An 18,713-nucleotide genomic window follows, 5' to 3' on the forward strand; every position below is an offset into this window, starting at 1 on the left:
AGCCGGTTCAGGAGGTCGCAGCAGCACCCGCGGAAGCGGTGGCCTGAGGCACCGGTTTTTCGGTGGGCGCCACACGTTCAAGGCGTACGGCGACCCGGCGATTCTTGGCCCGGTTGGCCGCATTGGTGTTTGGCGCCAACGGATAACGCTCACCGTGGAAGCGCATGGTGATCTGCGACTCCTGAATCCCGTTGGCCTTGAAGAAGTCCATGACCGCCAATGCACGGCGCCGCGACAGTTCACGATTGGTCAGGCGGTTGCCGCTGTTGTCGGAATGGCCATCGAGTTCAATGTGATTGACCGTCGGATCAGCCTTGATGAATTCCAGCATGACCTGCAACTTGGCTTTGGCTTGCGGATCCAGCTCAACGCCTTCGCCCGGAAAGCCGATTTGCGATTGCTTCACTTGCTCGAAATTCTGCGGCAGCAATTTGGCCACGCAGCCCTGGAAGTCGCCAAACGCCTTGTGGAATTTGACGGGTAGCAAGCGGACTTCCGAGACCCGGCCATCGCCCGTGGCATGGCGAATGACTGGACTGCGTCCGTCCATCAGGCCATTGATCAAGCCTCCGGCCTGTACCTGTGAAGTGTTGAACAGTACGTTGCCGCTGCCGATTCGCACCGAGCCCAGATTGATGTCGCCACGCCCCGGCTGCCATGGCGCAGCAGCGGCCAGCAAGGTTGCCGATCCACCGCCGATCATCGAGTTATAGGCTTTGAGACGAAAGATCGCCTGCTCACCGGCGCGGCGCACGAACTCACCGGAACCGAAATCGGTAATCGGCTGAGTCAGGCGGCACTCGAACTTGTCGCCTTCGACCGTCCATTCGATGCTCTCCAGACGGGTCTGGAAAGTGAGCGCCATCGCAGGAAGGCTGGCAAACACACTGAGCAAGGCTAAATAACGCTGGCGCACGAGAGGCTCCACTGGCTTCTACAACAAAAAGACCGACACATACGTTTACGGCATACCTATTGGCTATCGGTACGATCCTGCAAAACTTGATAGCGAGTGCCTGCAAGAGTCTTTTCCGGTAGCATTCCCTTCAGTTTGACCCGCCTGGAATCCCCTCATGTCCGACCGCCTGACCCTGCTGCGTCCCGACGACTGGCATATTCATCTTCGCGATGGAGCCGTGTTGACCAATACCGTCGCGGATGTCGCGCGTACCTTTGGTCGCGCCATCATCATGCCCAACCTGGTTCCTCCAGTGCGTAACGCCGCTGAAGCCGACGCCTATCGCCAGCGGATCCTCGCTGCACGACCGGCCGGCAGCCGTTTCGAACCACTGATGGTGCTGTATCTGACCGACCGCACTCAACCCGAAGAAATTCGCGAGGCCAAGGCCAGCGGTTTCGTTCACGCCGCCAAGCTGTACCCGGCCGGTGCGACCACCAACTCGGATTCTGGCGTCACCAGCATCGACAAGATCTTCCCTGCGATCGAGGCCATGGCCGAAGTCGGGATGCCCTTGCTGATTCACGGTGAAGTCACCCGTGGCGATGTCGACGTGTTCGACCGCGAAAAAATCTTCATAGATGAGCATATGCGTCGTGTGGTCGAGCGTTTCCCGACGCTCAAAGTGGTGTTTGAACACATCACTACCGCCGATGCCGTGCAGTTCGTCAACGAGGCTGCGGCCAACGTCGGCGCGACCATCACCGCTCATCACCTGCTGTACAACCGCAACCACATGCTGGTGGGCGGGATTCGGCCGCACTTCTATTGCCTGCCGATCCTCAAGCGCAACACCCACCAGGAAGCCCTGCTCGACGCCGCCACCAGCGGCAGCGCGAAGTTCTTCCTCGGCACCGACTCGGCGCCTCACGCGCAGCACGCCAAGGAAGCCGCTTGCGGCTGCGCTGGCTGCTACACCGCGTATGCCGCCATCGAGATGTATGCCGAAGCGTTCGAGCAACGTAACGCGCTGGACAAGCTCGAAGCATTCGCCAGCCTCAACGGCCCCCGCTTCTACGGCCTGCCGGCGAACACCGACCGCATCACCCTGGTCCGCGATGAGTGGACCGCCCCTACCAGCCTGCCCTTCGGCGAGCTGACCGTAATCCCGCTGCGCGCCGGTGAAAAACTGCGCTGGCGCCTGCTGGAGGAACACCCGTGAGTGAAGACCATTACGACGACGAACAGGACGGTCATGGCGGCGGAGGCGGTTCCCGTCACCCAATGGCAGCCAGGTTTCGTGGCTACCTGCCGGTTGTCGTCGACGTAGAAACCGGTGGTTTCAACTCGGCCACCGACGCCCTGCTGGAAATCGCGGCAACCGTGATCGGCATGGACGAAAAAGGCTTTGTGTTCCCCGAGCACACCTATTTCTTCCGGGTCGAGCCATTTGAAGGCGCCAACATCGAAGCGGCAGCCCTGGAATTTACCGGGATCAAGCTCGATCACCCACTGCGCATGGCCGTGAGCGAAGAAGCGGCCCTGACCGATATCTTCCGTGGCGTGCGCAAGGCGTTGAAGGCCAATGGCTGCAAGCGGGCGATTCTGGTCGGGCACAACAGCAGCTTCGACCTGGGCTTCCTCAACGCCGCTGTCGCGCGTCTGGACATGAAGCGCAACCCGTTTCATCCGTTCTCCAGCTTCGACACTGCAACGCTGGCTGGCCTGGCTTACGGTCAGACCGTATTGGCCAAGGCCTGTCAGGCTGCCGACATCGACTTCGACGGTCGCGAGGCCCACTCGGCTCGCTACGACACCGAGAAGACCGCTGATCTGTTCTGCGGCATCGTCAATCGCTGGAAACAAATGGGCGGCTGGGAAGACTTCAACGACTGATTGCAGTCGTCGCGTTTAACCCGCGCATAAAAAAACCGGCCCCTGGAGGCCGGTTTTTTTGTGCGTCGAACGTGCCTTACAGCGCGGCAGCGTTCTCGGTCAGGTAAGCCGCAACGCCTGCTGGCGAAGCGTTCATGCCTTTGTCGCCTTTTTTCCAGTTGGCAGGGCAAACTTCGCCGTGCTCTTCGTGGAATTGCAGAGCGTCAACCAGACGGATCAGCTCTTCCATGTTACGGCCCAGCGGCAGGTCGTTGATGATCTGCGAGCGGACAATGCCTTTGTCGTCGATCAGGAACGCGCCACGGAAAGCCACGCCACCTTCGGACTCTACGTCGTAGGCCTTGGCGATTTCGTGCTTCATGTCGGCAGCCATGGTGTAGCGAACCTGGCCGATACCGCCATTGTTCACCGGGGTGTTGCGCCAGGCGTTGTGGGTGAAGTGCGAGTCGATCGAAACAGCGATCACTTCAACATTGCGTGCCTTGAAGTCCGACATGCGGTTGTCCAGAGCGATCAGCTCGGACGGGCAAACAAAGGTGAAGTCCAGTGGGTAGAAGAACACCAGGCCGTATTTGCCTTTGATGGCCGAGGACAGGGTGAAGCTGTCAACGATTTCGCCGTTGCCGAGTACGGCCGGTACGGTGAAGTCCGGGGCTTGCTTGCCTACGAGTACGCTCATTGGATCTCTCCTGGTCTATTAACGTGAAGAACTGGGTTCGCGTCAGCCTGCCACCCTCAGGCGACAGCCCTGTGACACCAACCCCCTTCGCAAGGACCGACCATCATACACGGCGTTTTTGAGCTGTCCTTAACGGTTTTTCAATAGGCCGCCAAATTTGCTGCCAGGGAATTTACTGGCGCATTGCCCAGCCACAAACCGTTCGTCAGTCACGCGCATTTGTCGCAAAGAGTTTACAGAAACCACTTTGACAATCATTCTCGTTAACATTAAGATCCACCGCAATTGAGTCACAACCAGCGACGGTTCTCACTTATGTATGTCTGCCTCTGCACTGGCGTCACCGACGGTCAAATCCGCGAAGCGATCTATGAAGGTTGCTGCAGCTACCGTGAAGTACGTCAGGCCACCGGCGTTGCCAGCCAATGCGGTAAATGCGCCTGCCTTGCCAAGGAAGTGGTCCGCGAAACCCTGACCAAATTGCAAACCGCCCAGGCCGCGATTCCTTTTCCCGTAGAATTTACCGCCGCTTAAATAACGCATTTTAAAGAACCGGACTTGATGTCCGGTTTTTTTATGCCCGAAAATCAATTGCTTAGGCGCCAGACGCGGAACTTAGTCATTCTTATTCGGATTTATTTTCACTTATTATTCAATAACTTAGGTTTGACACTTATAAATACGCGGCTCAAACTCTGCCTTATATACCGCGAATACAGGGCAGGACCCCATCATGAAAGGCGACATTACAGTCATCCAGCATCTCAACAAGATCCTTGCCAATGAGCTGGTCGCGATCAATCAATACTTCTTGCATGCGCGCATGTACGAAGATTGGGGCCTGAACAAGCTCGGCAAGCACGAGTACAAAGAATCCATCGACGAGATGAAGCACGCCGACAAGCTGATCAAGCGGATTCTGTTCCTTGAAGGCCTGCCGAACGTCCAGGACCTGGGCAAGCTGCACATCGGCGAACACACCAAGGAAATGCTCGAGTGCGACCTGCGCATCGAACGCACCGGTCACGCGGATCTCAAAGTTGCCATCGCGCATTGCGAAACCGTGGGTGACTTCGGCAGCCGCGAGCTGCTTGAGGACATTCTTGAATCCGAAGAAGAACACATCGACTGGCTGGAAACCCAATTGGGCCTGATCGATAAAGTCGGTCTTGAGAACTACCTGCAATCGCAGATGGGCGAAGAGTAATTCATCGCTCGCTAAACTCGAGGCACTAAAAAGCCCCGCCCTCTTTCCAGAGGCGGGGCTTTTTCATATCCGGACTTCAGACCTGCCGAAAACCCGCGTGGGAGCGGATTTGCTCCCACATGGATCAGGCTTCGGTCTTGGTCGCAGCCGCCGCTTCAACAGCCGCCTTGATGGTGGTCTGCAGCGAACCGTCAGCGGCCATCTCGGTCATGATGTCGCTACCGCCGACCAGCTCACCGCCAACCCACAGTTGCGGGAAGGTAGGCCAGTTGGCGTATTTTGGCAGGTTGGCGCGGATTTCCGGGTTCTGCAGGATGTCCACGTATGCAAACTTTTCGCCACATGCCATCACGGCCTGCGCGGCCTTCGCGGAGAAGCCACACTGCGGGGCATTCGGCGAGCCTTTCATGTAAAGCAGAATGGTGTTGTTGGCAATCTGCTCTTTAATCGTTTCGATGATATCCATGGAGCACCTCGGCTGAACTTTCCGACTCAGTGGTCGGCACGGTGGCGCATTGTAACGGAATCCCGAGCGCCCTGCTCGGTCTCCCCGACAGACATGCTCAAGCCGCCGCCACCGTGACCGGCACACCGTTCAACGCAGCGTTGCCCGACAACTCGTCAAGCTGACACTCATCGGTCAGGTCGTTGGCACTGGAGCCCGGCTGGCTGCTGGCAATCGTCATCTGCACACCCGGTCGCGCATGACCCCAACCGTGGGGCAGGCTGACCACGCCTTTCATCATGTCCAGGCTGCCCAGCACTTCAACCTCAATCATGCCCACCCGGGAGCTAACCCGCACTCGCTGCCCGTCGCTGAGCCCGCGACTGGCCAGATCGTCCGGGTGCATCAGCAATTGATGGCGCGGCTTGCCTTTCACCAGGCGGTGGTAATTGTGCATCCACGAGTTATTGCTGCGCACATGACGCCGGCCAATCATCAATAACTCATCGACGGCCGGCGCCCGCAGCGCCGCAAAACGCGCCAGGTCGGCAAGGATCGCGGCAGGCGCGGCCTGCACCTGTTGATCGACCGTCTTCAGGCGTGGCGCCAGGTTCGGCTTGAGCGCGCCGAGGTCGATGCCATGGGGATGATCGAACAACGTCGCCAGTGACAGCTTGTGCGCAGAAGCATCGCCATAGAGGCCTGCCCGCAAACCACGGTCGATCATCTGTGCCGGCGCAATGGTCGGCTTGAGCGCCTTGCCGGCTTTTGCAGCGAAGGCCTTGGCCAGCCCGACAAAAATCTCCCAGTCGTGCAACGCGCCTTCGGGCTTGGCCAGAATCGCCCGATTGAAACGAGTGACATTGCGCACGGCAAACAGGTTGAACGTGGTGTCGTAGTGATCGTTTTCCAGCGCCGAGGTGGACGGCAGGATCAGGTCGGCGTAGCGCGTGGTTTCGTTGATGTACAAGTCGATACTGACCATGAACTCCAGCCCGTCCAGCGCTTGCTCCAACTGCCGGCCGTTGGGCGTGGACAACACCGGGTTGCCGGCCACGGTGATCAAGGCGCGCACCTGGCCCTCGCCTTCGGTGAGCATCTCTTCGGCCAGCGCCGACACCGGCAGCTCGCCCGCGTATTCGGGACGACCGGACACCCGGCTCTGCCACTGATTGAAATGCCCACCCGAGGTGGTCGCCACCAGATCGACCGCTGGCTCGGTGCACAAGGCGCCGCCAACCCGGTCGAGATTGCCGGTGACCAGATTGATCAGTTGCACCAGCCAATGGCACAGCGTGCCGAACGCCTGGGTCGAGACGCCCATGCGCCCATAGCACACTGCCGTCGGCGAGCCCGCAAAGTCCCGCGCCAGCTGGCGAATCTGCTCGGCAGGCACCGCGCACAATGGGCTCATGGCTTCAGCGGTGAACGTGGCAATCGCCTGCCGAACCTCGTCCAGGCCCGCCACCGGCAGATGGCTGTCACGGCTCAGGCCTTCGTCGAACAGCGTATTGAGCAGCCCGAACAGCAGCGCCGCATCGCCACCAGGGCGCACGAACAGATGCTGATCGGCCATCGCGGCGGTTTCACTGCGGCGTGGATCGACCACCACTACTTTGCCGCCCCGGGCCTGAATCGCCTTCAGGCGCTTTTCCACATCAGGCACGGTCATGATGCTGCCATTGGACGCCAGTGGGTTGCCGCCCAGGATCAGCATGAAATCGGTGTGATCGATGTCCGGGATCGGCAGCAACAAACCGTGGCCGTACATCAAATGGCTGGTCAGGTGATGGGGTAACTGGTCGACCGAAGTCGCAGAAAAACGGTTACGGGTTTTCAACAGGCCGAGAAAGTAATTGCTGTGGGTCATCAGCCCGTAGTTGTGCACGCTGGGGTTGCCTTGATAGACCGCCACGGCGTTCTGCCCGTGCCGCTGCTGAATGGCTGCCAGACGTTCGGCGACGAGATCAAACGCATCCTGCCACTCCATCGGCTGCCACTCACTGCCTACCCGCCGCATGGGCTGATGCAGGCGATCCGGATCGTTCTGGATGTCTTGCAGCGCCACCGCCTTGGGGCAGATGTGGCCGCGGCTGAAGGTGTCCAGCGGATCGCCCTTGATCGAGGTGATCTGCACGTCGCCGCCTTCGCCCTCGGTGGTTTCGATGCTCAGCCCGCAAATGGCTTCGCACAGGTGGCAGGCACGGTGATGGAGAGTCTTGGTCATGGCCAGTCTCTGTCTTGTTCTGGGCGGGCAGGTCGACCGCGAGAACAAAACTATGGCGCGCACGCCGCCGTTGCGCCAGCGACGTTCATCTTGTGAATCGGTCCTCATCAGGTCGGCCGATAGCGGCCGGCCTCAACTCGACGGCAGTCGGGGTGGCGCCTGCAACTGGAGTTCCTGAAGGGTTTCGATCTGCTCGTGCGGAACATGCACGCCAGTGAGTTCGCCGATCAGTCGCCAATGTTCGTCGAGCCCGGCGCTGATGGTGGCCATTCGGTCGATCATGCGCCGACCGGCGGCCTTGGTAATTTCGTCTTCACTGCGCAGCAACTCGAACGACATCGAGGTCATGGACGCAGTGAGATGGGTCAGGGAGCGGGCCGTGAGACCGAGTAATTCCATTAACAGCTGTTCTTTCGATTCCATTCCGAAGTCTTCCTGCGTCGCTCGTGGAGTAGTTATAACCCAGCACTTTGCATTAGCAAATGTTTCAAAGCAGACAAAGTGCCACTACGAGCTCCGGATCATAGGTCAAAAACCGACCGCGACCATGCCGTCCCCGCCCCGTTTGATTGCAATGCCCCGCAAGCCCGGTGTACAAATGGGTCGCAGCGGTCAGGAAACAGGCTTCAAAAGCGCTATCGAGGTCACCCCGTAGCCCCTCCGAATCCCTTAAAAACCGTAGCCTATTGGAAAAACGCGACATTTAATTATAAGATCGCGCCTCCCCCTATTTCGTCGCCCCGTGCGGCTTACGCCGCAGGTCTCGCCCGTTTTTCAAATAAACAAGGCTTTGAGTATCTGCGGTCTGTTGCAAAAGGTAGTCAATGATGAGCGCAAGGCACTTTCTCTCCCTGATGGATTGCACGCCCGAAGAGCTGGTCAGCGTGATCCGTCGAGGCGTTGAGCTCAAGGACCTGCGTAACCGCGGCGTACTGTTCGAGCCCTTGAAAAACCGCGTCCTGGGGATGATCTTCGAGAAGTCCTCGACCCGCACCCGGATCTCGTTCGAAGCCGGCATGATCCAGCTCGGCGGCCAGGCAATCTTCCTCTCGCCCCGCGATACCCAACTGGGTCGTGGCGAGCCGATCGGTGACTGCGCCATCGTCATGTCGAGCATGCTCGACGCCGTGATGATCCGTACCTTTGCCCACAGCACCCTGACCGAATTTGCCGCCAACTCACGCGTGCCGGTGATCAACGGCCTGTCCGACGACCTGCACCCGTGCCAGTTGCTGGCCGACATGCAGACCTTTCTTGAGCACCGCGGCTCTATCCAGGGCAAAACCGTGGCCTGGATCGGCGACGGCAACAACATGTGCAACAGCTATATAGAAGCGGCGGTCCAGTTCGACTTTCAGTTGCGCATTGCCTGCCCGCAAGGCTATGAGCCAAACCCTGACTTCGTGGCAAAGGCCGGCGATCGTGTGACCATCGTCCGCGATCCTCAAGATGCCGTGCGCGGCGCCCATCTGGTCAGTACCGACGTCTGGACCTCCATGGGCCAGGAAGAAGAAACCGCCAAACGCCTGAAGCTGTTCGCACCGTTCCAGGTCAACCGCGCCCTGCTCGACCTCGCCGCCGCGGACGTGCTGTTCATGCACTGCCTGCCCGCCCACCGCGGTGAAGAAATCAGCCTCGACCTGTTGGACGATCCGCGCTCGGTAGCCTGGGATCAGGCGGAAAACCGTCTTCATGCACAAAAGGCCCTGCTCGAATTCCTTGTCCCGCCTTCGTACCACCACGCATGAGCCAACCATTACTGCTTAACCTGCGCAACCTCGCCTGCGGCTATCAAGACCAGCGCGTGGTACAGAACCTCAATCTGCACCTGAACGCAGGCGACATCGGTTGCCTGCTCGGCTCCTCGGGCTGCGGCAAGACCACCACGTTGCGCGCGATTGCCGGTTTCGAACCGGTGCACGAAGGGGAAATCCAGCTGGCCGGGGAAACCATTTCCAGCGCCGGTTTCACCCTCGCCCCGGAAAAACGCCGGATCGGCATGGTGTTCCAGGACTACGCGTTGTTCCCGCACCTGAGTGTCGCGGAAAATATCGCCTTCGGGATCCGCAAGCATCCGCAAAAGGATCGCGTCACCGAAGAGCTGCTGGAACTGGTCAACCTGAAAAACCTCGGCAAGCGCTTCCCGCACGAATTGTCCGGCGGCCAGCAGCAGCGTGTTGCACTGGCCCGCGCCCTGGCACCGGAGCCCCAGTTACTGCTGCTGGACGAACCGTTTTCAAACCTCGACGGCGAACTGCGACGCAAGCTCAGCCACGAGGTGCGCGACATTCTCAAAGCCCGGGGCACCAGTGCGATTCTGGTGACTCACGATCAGGAAGAAGCCTTCGCGGTCAGCGATCATGTCGGCGTGTTCAAGGAAGGTCGTCTCGAACAATGGGATACGCCCTATAACCTGTATCACGAACCGCTGACGCAGTTTGTGGCCAGTTTCATTGGCCAGGGATATTTTATTCGCGGTCAGTTGAGCAGCCCGGAATCGGTGCAGACCGAACTGGGTGAGTTGCGCGGCAATCGAGCTTATACATGGCCGCTGGGTGGCGCTGTGGATGTACTGCTGCGCCCGGACGATATCGTTTACGCACCGGACAGCGCATTGAGAGCCCGGATCGTCGGCAAGACCTTCCTCGGCGCCTCAACCCTGTACCGCCTGCAACTGCCCACCGGCGCACAGCTGGAGTCTATCTTCCCGAGCCATGCCGATCATCAGGTCGGTGCGCAGGTGGGAATTCGGGTGGCGGCCGAGCATCTGGTGTTGTTCCAGGCATCCGGCAGCACGGCGGCGCAGATTCCGGTGGTGGAACAAGGGGTTCGGCGGTATAGCACTGCCTAACGACTCGCTGACGATTAATGGGGGAGCTGGCTTGCCTGCGATGCTATCAACTCGGTTCCAGGTAAAACCGAGTCGCCTGCATCGCGGGCAAGCCCGGCGCCCACAAAAACTTGCTCCACACCTGGTTGAGGTCAACCCAGAATCAGTGTTCCACTCGCAACCAGCGTCGCGTTTCCGCCAATTTTCACCCGTTCCCCCTCCAGCCGGCAAAACAACTCCCCGCCCCGTGCCGAGCGCTGGCACGCTGTCAGACTCGACTTGCCCAAACGTTTCGACCAGTACGGAATCAGGCTGCAATGAGTCGAACCGGTCACCGGGTCTTCGTTGATACCAATCGCCGGAGCAAAATAGCGGGACACAAAATCATGCTGATTGCCCTTGGCGGTGACAATCACCCCCGGCCACGGCAGTTTCGCCAGTGCCACCATGTCGGGCTGACAGTCGAGCACCGCTTGCTCGGACTCCAGCACCACGAACAATTCGTTTGAGCCCAGCACATCGACCGCTTCCACACCCAGTGCGCGCTCGACGTCCAGCGTCACGCCCACTTCTGAAGGCACGATGGCCGGGAAGTCCAGCCACAAACGCCCGCCGTCGCGAGTCACACTCAGCGGCCCGGACTTGCAGGTAAAGTCCAGACGCTCGGCAGTCTCTTGATAGATTTCAAATAACACATAGGCACTGGCCAGCGTCGCGTGTCCGCACAGCGGAACTTCGGTCGTCGGGGTAAACCAGCGAATGTGCCATACCGGGCCTTCACGCACCAGGAAGGCGGTTTCGGCGAGGTTATGCTCGGCGGCGATCTTCTGCATCAAGTCGTCGGCAAGCCAGGCATCGAGCCGATACACCATCGCCGGGTTGCCACTGAACGGCCGATCACTGAACGCATCGACCTGATGAAACTCAAGCTGCATAACCTTCTCCCTATTGTCCGGACACCGAGCATGAAGCCCACGTCAATCCTGCACCAGTGACAGAACAGGCTGATTTGCACCATACAGTGCCGGCGTCAGGGTCGACCGATATCGGCGAATTTCGCCTGAGTGTGTTCGGCCAGGACTGAGGGCGCCAATTCAACTTCGAGACCGCGTCGCCCGGCGCTGACAAAAATACTGGCAAAGGGCTGCGCCGAATGATCGATAAAGGTACGCAAGCGCTTCTTCTGCCCCAGCGGACTGATCCCGCCCAACAAGTAACCGGTGGATCGTTGCGCGGCGGCGGGATCAGCCATTTCGACTTTTTTCACTCCGGCGGCCTGAGCCAGGTGTTTTAAATCCAGACTTCCGACGACCGGCACCACGGCGACCAGCAATTCACCCTTTTCACTGGCCGCCAGCAGCGTCTTGAACACCTGCGCAGGGTCCAGCCCCAGTTTTTCCGCGGCTTCCAGCCCGTAGGAAGCTGCCTTCGGATCATGTTCGTAACTGTGCACGCGATGTTCGGCACGAACTTTTTTCAACAAATCCAATGCAGGGGTCATGGCAGCTCCAAGCCGAGTGGCAGAAGAAAAATACTGGCCAGGATTCTAGGACATCGGTCGTCAAAAGGCTCTATTTCGGCATTATTTCAAAGGCCTGCAACGCCCGTTTCCGGGGATCAAACGCAGGTTTGGCGAGTCTGCGTCGCGATCATTCACCGGCCCGACAGATGAATTGTGACTGATGGTTCACTTTCGACCTTTGACAGCAGTGTTTCTTGTCTATATTTTTTCGAATGTGAATACTGTACGAATGATCCAAAGTAGCACCCGGCAGTAAGCCAGGAACAGGATGGGGATCCTGTCTCGGTGAAAATCGCGCTTTGACCCTGATGAAAAAGCGCCCAACAACAAAAACAATGAGGTTTTCGATGACAACTGCTCTGAAACAACCGTCGCTCTCGAGCCAATGCATGGCCGAATTCCTGGGCACCGCCCTGTTGATCTTCTTCGGTACTGGCTGCGTTGCTGCGCTCAAGGTAGCGGGTGCAACTTTCGGCCTGTGGGAAATCAGCATCATCTGGGGGGTCGGCGTGAGCATGGCGATCTACCTGACCGCTGGTGTTTCCGGGGCGCACCTCAATCCTGCCGTCAGCATTGCCCTGAGCATTTTTGCCGACTTCGAAAAGCGCAAACTGCCCTTCTACATCTTCTCCCAGGTGGCCGGCGCATTCTGCGGGGCACTGTTGGTTTACACGCTGTACAGCAATCTCTTCTTCGATTTCGAACAAACTCACCATATGGTACGTGGCACTCAGGCAAGCCTTGAGCTGGCGTCGGTGTTCTCCACCTTCCCGCACCCAGCCCTGTCCACCGCCCAGGCATTCCTGGTTGAAGTGATCATCACGGCCATCCTGATGGGCGTGATCATGTCCCTGACCGACGACAACAACGGCCTGCCCAAAGGCCCGCTGGCGCCACTGCTGATCGGTTTGCTGATTGCAGTGATCGGCAGCTCCATGGGCCCGTTGACCGGTTTTGCGATGAACCCTGCGCGTGACTTCGGTCCTAAACTGATGACGTTCTTCGCTGGCTGGGGTGAAATCTCCTTCACTGGCGGTCGCGATATCCCGTACTTCCTGATTCCGATTTTTGCACCGATTGTCGGTGCCTGCCTCGGCGCTGCCGCTTATCGCGGGCTGATTGCCCGTCATCTGCCAAGCGTCACACCTGCTGCACAGGACGCCACACCGGCCATTGACGGCAAGCAACGAATTTCCTGAACCAGTCGGCGCGCAATCCTGCCAATCTGATGGTGCGCCACGGCCCTTTCCCTTATTTCGTCCAAGGCAATCGACATGACCGACATTCAGAATAAGAACTACATCATTGCCCTTGATCAGGGTACGACCAGCTCCCGCGCGATCATTTTCGACCGTGACGCGAACGTGGTCTGCACCGCCCAGCGCGAGTTCGCCCAGCATTACCCGCAAGCCGGCTGGGTCGAACACGACCCGATGGAAATCTTCGCGACCCAAAGCGCCGTGATGGTCGAGGCCCTGGCTCAAGCCGGCCTGCATCATGACCAGGTCGCTGCCATCGGTATCACCAACCAGCGTGAAACCACCGTAGTCTGGGACAAGACCACCGGTCGCCCGGTGTACAACGCCATCGTCTGGCAGTGCCGACGCAGTACCGAAATCTGCCAGCAGCTCAAGCGCGACGGGCATGAGCAATACATCAGCGACACCACCGGCCTGGTCACCGATCCGTACTTCTCCGGCACCAAGCTCAAGTGGATCCTCGACAACGTCGAAGGCAGCCGCGAGCGCGCCCGTAATGGCGAACTGCTTTTCGGCACCATCGACAGCTGGCTGATCTGGAAATTTACCGGCGGCAAAGTACACGTCACCGACTACACCAACGCCTCGCGCACCATGCTCTTCAACATCCACACCCTGGAGTGGGATGCGAAGATGCTGGACGTGCTGGATATCCCGCGCGAAATGCTGCCGGAAGTGAAGTCCTCGTCCGAAATCTACGGCCACACCAAGAGCGGCATCGCCATCGGCGGCATTGCCGGCGACCAGCAAGCGGCCCTGTTCGGCCAGATGTGTGTCGAGCCAGGCCAGGCGAAAAACACCTACGGCACCGGCTGCTTCCTGCTGATGAACACGGGCGACAAAGCCGTGAAATCCAAGCACGGCATGCTGACCACCATCGCTTGCGGCCCGCGTGGCGAAGTGGCTTACGCCCTTGAAGGCGCTGTGTTCAACGGTGGTTCGACCGTGCAGTGGCTGCGTGATGAACTGAAAATCATCGCCGACGCCACCGACACCGAATACTTCGCCAGCAAGGTCAAGGACAGCAACGGCGTGTACCTGGTGCCGGCCTTCACCGGTCTGGGCGCTCCGTACTGGGACCCGTATGCCCGTGGCGCACTGTTCGGCCTGACTCGCGGCGTACGCGTGGATCACATCATTCGTGCCGCACTCGAATCGATCGCCTACCAGACCCGCGACGTGCTCGACGCCATGCAACAGGACTCCGGCGAACGCCTGAAAGCCCTGCGCGTGGACGGCGGTGCGGTAGCGAACAACTTCCTGATGCAGTTCCAGGCCGACATCCTCGGCACGCAGGTTGAGCGTCCGCAAATGCGCGAAACCACGGCACTGGGCGCCGCTTACCTGGCCGGCCTGGCGTGCGGCTTCTGGGGCAGCCTGGACGAGTTGCGCGGCAAGGCTGTCATCGAACGCGAATTCGAACCGGCCCTGGAAGAAACCGCGAAGGAAAAACTCTACGCCGGCTGGAAAAAAGCGGTCAGCCGCACCCGTGACTGGGAACCTCATGAAGGCGCTGAATAAGCCAAGCTGAGGACCCTGATAGGGTTGTAACTGGTAGGGAGCGGATTCCTGCGGCATCATGGGCAAATTTTGCACGGCAGCCCAAAGGAAGCCCCATGAATCTGCCTCCCCGTCAGCAGCAAATCCTCGAACTGGTCCGCGAACGCGGCTATGTCAGCATCGAGGAAATGGCTACGCTGTTCGTCGTTACACCGCAAACCATCCGCCGCGACATCAATCAGCTCGCGGAAGCCAATTTACTGCGTCGCTACCACGGCGGTGCAGCTTACGATTCCAGTGTCGAAAACACCGCCTACGCCATGCGTGCCGACCAGATGCGCGATGAAAAACAGCGTATCGGCGAAGCCATTGCCGCGCAGATCCCCGATCACGCCTCGCTGTTCATCAATATCGGCACCACCACCGAGTCGATTGCGCGAGCACTGCTCAATCACAATCACCTGAAGATCATCACCAACAACCTGCACGTGGCCTCGATGCTCAGCGCCAAGGACGACTTCGACGTTCTGCTGACCGGCGGTAACGTGCGGCGCGATGGCGGCGTGGTCGGTCAGGCGAGTGTCGACTTCATCAACCAGTTCAAGGTCGATTTCGCCCTGGTCGGCATCAGCGGCATCGACGAAGACGGCAGTCTGCTGGATTTCGATTACCAGGAAGTGCGGGTGTCGCAGGCGATCATCGCCAACGCCCGGAAGGTGATTCTGGCGGCGGACTCCAGTAAATTCGGGCGCAACGCCATGATTCGCCTGGGACCGATCAGCCTGATCGATTGCCTGGTGACTGATCAGCAGCCGGTTCCGGCGCTGGTGCAGTTATTGAATCAGAACAAGATTCGGCTGGAAGTGGTTTAACCCCCCCTTTCGAAAGCAGTGCGCTCCCTTGTGGCGAGGGAGCTTGCTCCCGTTCGGCTGCGCAGCAGACGCAAATCAGACGACAGGCTCTTTTCGAAATACCGCCATTGCCAATTTTAGGGCCGCTTCGCAGCCCAGCGGGAGTAAGCTCCCTCGCCACAGAAGCACTCACCCCCCTCGCTCAATGTTCGTAAATTTTCCTTTAATGGCCCTTCGATCAGTATTTTCAATCGAAGTTGACTAGCTGTGGGCGCCTTTATGGGCTACCATTTTCGTAAATGAACATTAATGTTCGAATTACAAACCGAAAATCATAAAAGCCCGAGGCCAGCCGATGCCCACTTCTACCTTGCCTACGCCCCCTCTCGCCGAGGTTTACGATATCGCCGTCATCGGCGGTGGGATCAATGGCGTGGGGATCGCAGCAGATGCCGCTGGACGCGGCCTCTCGGTGTTTCTTTGTGAAAAGGATGATCTGGCCAGCCACACCTCATCGGCCAGCAGCAAGCTGATCCACGGTGGCCTGCGCTACCTCGAGCATTATGAATTCCGTCTGGTGCGCGAAGCCCTGGCCGAGCGTGAAGTGCTGCTGGCCAAGGCGCCGCACATCGTCAAGCAAATGCGCTTTGTGTTGCCGCACCGCCCGCACCTGCGTCCAGCCTGGATGATCCGCGCCGGCCTGTTCCTGTATGACCATCTCGGCAAGCGCGAAAAACTCGCCGGCTCGAAAAGCCTGAAGTTCGGTCCGGACAGCGCCTTGAAAAGCGAAATCACCAAAGGCTTCGAATACTCCGATTGCTGGGTCGATGACGCCCGCCTCGTGGTCCTGAACGCCATGGCCGCCCGCGAAAAAGGCGCGCATATCCACACCCAGACCCGTTGCATCAGCGCCCGTCGCACCAATGGCATGTGGGACCTGAACCTGGAACGCGCCGATGGCAGCCTGTTCTCGATCCGCGCCCGGGCGCTGGTGAATGCGGCCGGCCCATGGGTCGCCAAGTTCATTCGTGACGACCTGAAGATGGACTCGCCGTACGGCATCCGCCTGATCCAGGGCAGCCACCTGATCGTGCCGAAACTGTACGAAGGCGAACACGCGCACATTCTGCAAAACGAAGATCAGCGCATCGTTTTCACCATTCCGTACCTGAACCACTTCACCCTGATCGGCACCACCGACCGCGAGTACACCGGCGACCCGGCAAAAGTGGCAATCACCGAGGGCGAAACCGATTACCTGCTCAAAGTGGTCAATGCCCACTTCAAGGCACAAATCAGCCGCGACGACATCCTGCACAGCTACTCCGGTGTGCGTCCGCTGTGCAACGACGAATCCGACAACCCGTCGGCCGTGACCCGCGACTACACCCTCGCGTTGTCGGGCAGTGCCGAAGAAGCACCACTGCTGTCGGTGTTCGGCGGCAAGCTGACCACCTACCGCAAACTGGCCGAGTCAGCCATGGCGCAACTGGCGCCGTTCTTCACGCAGATGCGTGCGAGCTGGACCGCCAGCGCCACCCTGCCGGGCGGCGAAGACATGACCACCCCGCAGGCGCTGACCGCGTTGATCCGCGACAAATATGACTGGGTGCCAAGCGAAATCGCTCGTCGCTGGGCCACCACCTACGGCAGCCGCACCTGGCGCCTGCTGGAAGGCGTGCAGAGCCTTGCCGATATGGGTGAACACATGGGTGGCGGCCTTTACACCCGCGAAGTCGATTACCTGTGCAGCGAAGAATGGGCGACCACGGCGCACGACATTCTGTGGCGCCGCAGCAAGCTGGGCCTGTTCACCACCCAGGCCGAGCAGGAAAAGCTGGGGGAATACCTGAACAAGGTGGAACTCAACCGCAGCAAGATCGAAGCGGCCTGATCTGTAATCCGGTTAAACGAAAAGCCCCTGAATCGTGAGATTCAGGGGCTTTTTGCTGTCTGTCATCCGCCAAATATCCAAGTGGGAGCGAGCTTGCTCGCGATGGCGGTCTGTCAGGCACCATCAATGCTGAATTTCATGGCCTCATCGCGAGCAAGCTCGCTCCCACAGGGGATTAGGGGTCCTCCATCAAGATTTCATTCGGATTTCCGAACGCGGCCACCCTACTCATTCGGTTAACCGGACTACCCAGGCACCAAAACCAGCGTCTTAAATATTTAATCTCCTTATAAATCAATGTACTAACGAGTGCAGCCCTGCCTGGCACGACTCATGCTCTACACTCCTCCGACGAATGCCTGCCGCGCCAATACTTCAGGAGCCGTCAGGCATTCGAAGCACAAAAGGGCCGACGAACTGGCTCCATAAAAAAAACAATGTCGAGGAAAATTTGATGCGCATCGTTCCCCATATCCTGGGCGCAGCCATTGCTGCCGCTCTGATCAGCACGCCAGTTTTCGCTGCCGAACTGACCGGCACACTGAAGAAAATCAAAGAATCCAACACCATCACCCTCGGGCATCGTGACGCCTCCATTCCGTTCTCCTACATTGCGGACGCCACCGGCAAACCGGTTGGCTACTCTCACGATATCCAGTTGGCCATCGTCGAAGCGATCAAAAAAGACCTCGACCTGCCGAACCTCCAGGTCAAATACAACCTGGTGACCTCGCAAACCCGTATCCCGCTGGTGCAGAACGGCACCGTGGACGTCGAATGCGGCTCCACCACCAACAACGTCGAACGTCAGCAGCAAGTTGACTTCTCCGTCGGCATCTTCGAAATCGGTACGCGCCTGCTGTCCAAAAAGGACTCGACCTACAAAGACTTCGCCGACCTCAAGGGCAAGAACGTCGTGACCACCGCCGGTACCACGTCCGAGCGCATCCTCAAGTCGATGAACGCCGACAAGCAGATGGGCATGAACGTCATCTCCGCCAAAGACCACGGCGAGTCGTTCCAGATGCTGGAATCGGGCCGCGCTGTTGCCTTCATGATGGACGACGCCTTGCTGGCCGGTGAAATGGCCAAGGCCAAGAAACCGACCGACTGGGCCGTAACCGGCACTCCACAGTCCTACGAAATCTACGGCTGCATGGTCCGCAAGGGTGACGAACCGTTCAAGAAGGCTGTGGACGACGCCATCGTCGCTACCTACAAATCGGGCGAGATCAACAATATCTACGCCAAGTGGTTCACCCAGCCAATCCCGCCAAAAGGCTTGAACCTGATGTTCCCGATGAGCGACGAGCTCAAGGCCCTGATCGCCAATCCGACCGACAAAGCGGCTGACGACAAGAAGTCCTGATTACTGACTAACCTTATCCCGGAAAAGGCCGCTGCCCTTTCCGGGATTGTCACTCCCTGCTGGCATATTTTTGGAAAACACTCGAACCGGTGGCTGTCGAGCCGATCGGGTGTGCCTGACTCTCAAGGTCGGGCGG

At 59.0% G+C, this 18,713-nt stretch carries 18 protein-coding genes; 11 read left to right on the forward strand and 7 right to left on the reverse strand.

Annotated features, from left to right (window positions below):
• Window positions 1–7: 7 nt before the first annotated feature.
• Window positions 8–916, reverse strand: a complete 909-nt coding sequence (locus POF45_RS09770) for a flagellar protein MotY (protein ID WP_259496211.1) — start codon at window positions 914–916, stop codon at window positions 8–10.
• 157 nt (window positions 917–1,073) lie between these two features.
• On the opposite strand from POF45_RS09770, the gene pyrC reads away from it, so the two are divergent.
• On the forward strand, window positions 1,074–2,120 hold the full coding sequence (gene pyrC / locus POF45_RS09775) for a dihydroorotase (protein WP_259496214.1): 1,047 nt from the start codon (window positions 1,074–1,076) through the stop codon (window positions 2,118–2,120).
• The gene (gene rnt, locus POF45_RS09780; protein WP_259496216.1) at window positions 2,117–2,794 is read left to right on the forward strand and encodes a ribonuclease T; all 678 of its coding nucleotides are present in this window, start codon (window positions 2,117–2,119) and stop codon (window positions 2,792–2,794) included. Before pyrC ends, rnt begins: the two co-directional genes overlap by 4 nt.
• A gap of 76 nt (window positions 2,795–2,870) precedes the next feature.
• Here the strand turns inward: rnt and POF45_RS09785 are convergent, their stop codons facing one another.
• Window positions 2,871–3,473: a peroxiredoxin gene (locus POF45_RS09785; protein WP_259496218.1), complete on the reverse strand. Its 603-nt coding sequence runs from the start codon at window positions 3,471–3,473 to the stop codon at window positions 2,871–2,873.
• A 315-nt stretch (window positions 3,474–3,788) separates the two neighbouring features.
• Between POF45_RS09785 and POF45_RS09790 the strand changes: the two genes are divergently transcribed.
• Together POF45_RS09790 and bfr are read left to right on the forward strand one after the other, a co-directional pair.
• Window positions 3,789–4,007 (forward strand): bacterioferritin-associated ferredoxin, encoded by a 219-nt coding sequence (locus POF45_RS09790; RefSeq protein ID WP_259496220.1) that lies wholly within the window; start codon window positions 3,789–3,791, stop codon window positions 4,005–4,007.
• 199 nt (window positions 4,008–4,206) lie between these two features.
• Window positions 4,207–4,680: a bacterioferritin gene (gene bfr / locus POF45_RS09795; RefSeq protein ID WP_149657986.1), complete on the forward strand. Its 474-nt coding sequence runs from the start codon at window positions 4,207–4,209 to the stop codon at window positions 4,678–4,680.
• Window positions 4,681–4,804: 124 nt separating this feature from the next.
• On the opposite strand, the gene grxD is transcribed toward bfr, so the two are convergent.
• The 3 genes from grxD to POF45_RS09810 form a co-directional block, all read right to left on the reverse strand.
• Complete coding sequence (gene grxD, locus POF45_RS09800) at window positions 4,805–5,146, reverse strand: Grx4 family monothiol glutaredoxin (protein WP_122840070.1); 342 nt, start codon at window positions 5,144–5,146, stop codon at window positions 4,805–4,807.
• A gap of 97 nt (window positions 5,147–5,243) precedes the next feature.
• Window positions 5,244–7,352, reverse strand: coding sequence for a molybdopterin oxidoreductase family protein (locus POF45_RS09805; RefSeq protein ID WP_282315587.1), 2,109 nt, complete (start codon window positions 7,350–7,352; stop codon window positions 5,244–5,246).
• Between the two features lie 132 nt (window positions 7,353–7,484).
• Entirely contained in the window at window positions 7,485–7,775 is a 291-nt protein-coding gene (locus POF45_RS09810) for a hypothetical protein (protein WP_259496228.1), read from the reverse strand.
• A gap of 404 nt (window positions 7,776–8,179) precedes the next feature.
• On the opposite strand from POF45_RS09810, the gene argF reads away from it, so the two are divergent.
• Window positions 8,180–9,100 (forward strand): ornithine carbamoyltransferase, encoded by a 921-nt coding sequence (gene argF, locus POF45_RS09815; protein ID WP_259496230.1) that lies wholly within the window; start codon window positions 8,180–8,182, stop codon window positions 9,098–9,100.
• Window positions 9,097–10,203: an ABC transporter ATP-binding protein gene (locus tag POF45_RS09820; protein ID WP_282315588.1), complete on the forward strand. Its 1,107-nt coding sequence runs from the start codon at window positions 9,097–9,099 to the stop codon at window positions 10,201–10,203. The genes argF and POF45_RS09820 overlap by 4 nt, the downstream gene beginning before the upstream one ends.
• Window positions 10,204–10,334: 131 nt before the next feature.
• Here POF45_RS09820 and POF45_RS09825 read toward each other — a convergent pair whose 3' ends face one another.
• Window positions 10,335–11,117, reverse strand: a complete 783-nt coding sequence (locus tag POF45_RS09825; protein ID WP_282315589.1) for a PhzF family phenazine biosynthesis protein — start codon at window positions 11,115–11,117, stop codon at window positions 10,335–10,337.
• A 95-nt stretch (window positions 11,118–11,212) separates the two neighbouring features.
• Window positions 11,213–11,683, reverse strand: a complete 471-nt coding sequence (gene ybaK, locus POF45_RS09830) for a Cys-tRNA(Pro) deacylase (protein WP_259496235.1) — start codon at window positions 11,681–11,683, stop codon at window positions 11,213–11,215.
• Window positions 11,684–12,051: 368 nt separating this feature from the next.
• On the opposite strand from ybaK, the gene POF45_RS09835 reads away from it, so the two are divergent.
• The 5 genes from POF45_RS09835 to POF45_RS09855 all read left to right on the forward strand — a co-directional run bounded on the left by POF45_RS09835 (window position 12,052) and on the right by POF45_RS09855 (window position 18,577).
• On the forward strand, window positions 12,052–12,903 hold the full coding sequence (locus tag POF45_RS09835; RefSeq protein WP_259496237.1) for an MIP/aquaporin family protein: 852 nt from the start codon (window positions 12,052–12,054) through the stop codon (window positions 12,901–12,903).
• A gap of 75 nt (window positions 12,904–12,978) precedes the next feature.
• Window positions 12,979–14,484 carry a glycerol kinase GlpK gene (glpK, locus tag POF45_RS09840; protein WP_259496238.1) on the forward strand — a complete coding sequence of 502 codons (1,506 nt, stop codon included), beginning with the start codon at window positions 12,979–12,981 and terminating at the stop codon, window positions 14,482–14,484.
• A gap of 95 nt (window positions 14,485–14,579) precedes the next feature.
• On the forward strand, window positions 14,580–15,335 hold the full coding sequence (locus tag POF45_RS09845) for a DeoR family transcriptional regulator (protein WP_259496240.1): 756 nt from the start codon (window positions 14,580–14,582) through the stop codon (window positions 15,333–15,335).
• Window positions 15,336–15,669: 334 nt separating this feature from the next.
• A complete protein-coding gene (glpD, locus tag POF45_RS09850) occupies window positions 15,670–17,208 on the forward strand; it encodes a glycerol-3-phosphate dehydrogenase (protein WP_259496242.1) in 1,539 nt (512 codons plus the stop codon).
• A 454-nt stretch (window positions 17,209–17,662) separates the two neighbouring features.
• Complete coding sequence (locus tag POF45_RS09855; RefSeq protein WP_259496243.1) at window positions 17,663–18,577, forward strand: glutamate/aspartate ABC transporter substrate-binding protein; 915 nt, start codon at window positions 17,663–17,665, stop codon at window positions 18,575–18,577.
• Window positions 18,578–18,713: the final 136 nt, after the last annotated feature.

Source organism: Pseudomonas fungipugnans (assembly GCF_029955235.1).
In the GTDB taxonomy this organism is placed as follows: domain Bacteria; phylum Pseudomonadota; class Gammaproteobacteria; order Pseudomonadales; family Pseudomonadaceae; genus Aquipseudomonas; species Aquipseudomonas fungipugnans.

What these genes read in the sequence shown, in the direction of transcription:
- POF45_RS09845 (WP_259496240.1), top strand. Translation starts at nt 14,580, where the DNA reads ATGAATCTGCCTCCCCGTCAGCAGCAAATCCTCGAACTGGTCCGCGAA.
- glpD (WP_259496242.1), top strand. Translation starts at nt 15,670, where the DNA reads ATGCCCACTTCTACCTTGCCTACGCCCCCTCTCGCCGAGGTTTACGAT.
- grxD (WP_122840070.1), bottom strand. Translation starts at nt 5,146, where the DNA reads ATGGATATCATCGAAACGATTAAAGAGCAGATTGCCAACAACACCATT.
- POF45_RS09790 (WP_259496220.1), top strand. Translation starts at nt 3,789, where the DNA reads ATGTATGTCTGCCTCTGCACTGGCGTCACCGACGGTCAAATCCGCGAA.
- POF45_RS09835 (WP_259496237.1), top strand. Translation starts at nt 12,052, where the DNA reads ATGACAACTGCTCTGAAACAACCGTCGCTCTCGAGCCAATGCATGGCC.
- pyrC (WP_259496214.1), top strand. Translation starts at nt 1,074, where the DNA reads ATGTCCGACCGCCTGACCCTGCTGCGTCCCGACGACTGGCATATTCAT.
- POF45_RS09825 (WP_282315589.1), bottom strand. Translation starts at nt 11,117, where the DNA reads ATGCAGCTTGAGTTTCATCAGGTCGATGCGTTCAGTGATCGGCCGTTC.
- POF45_RS09855 (WP_259496243.1), top strand. Translation starts at nt 17,663, where the DNA reads ATGCGCATCGTTCCCCATATCCTGGGCGCAGCCATTGCTGCCGCTCTG.
- ybaK (WP_259496235.1), bottom strand. Translation starts at nt 11,683, where the DNA reads ATGACCCCTGCATTGGATTTGTTGAAAAAAGTTCGTGCCGAACATCGC.
- glpK (WP_259496238.1), top strand. Translation starts at nt 12,979, where the DNA reads ATGACCGACATTCAGAATAAGAACTACATCATTGCCCTTGATCAGGGT.
- argF (WP_259496230.1), top strand. Translation starts at nt 8,180, where the DNA reads ATGAGCGCAAGGCACTTTCTCTCCCTGATGGATTGCACGCCCGAAGAG.
- POF45_RS09820 (WP_282315588.1), top strand. Translation starts at nt 9,097, where the DNA reads ATGAGCCAACCATTACTGCTTAACCTGCGCAACCTCGCCTGCGGCTAT.
- POF45_RS09805 (WP_282315587.1), bottom strand. Translation starts at nt 7,352, where the DNA reads ATGACCAAGACTCTCCATCACCGTGCCTGCCACCTGTGCGAAGCCATT.
- bfr (WP_149657986.1), top strand. Translation starts at nt 4,207, where the DNA reads ATGAAAGGCGACATTACAGTCATCCAGCATCTCAACAAGATCCTTGCC.
- POF45_RS09810 (WP_259496228.1), bottom strand. Translation starts at nt 7,775, where the DNA reads ATGGAATCGAAAGAACAGCTGTTAATGGAATTACTCGGTCTCACGGCC.
- POF45_RS09785 (WP_259496218.1), bottom strand. Translation starts at nt 3,473, where the DNA reads ATGAGCGTACTCGTAGGCAAGCAAGCCCCGGACTTCACCGTACCGGCC.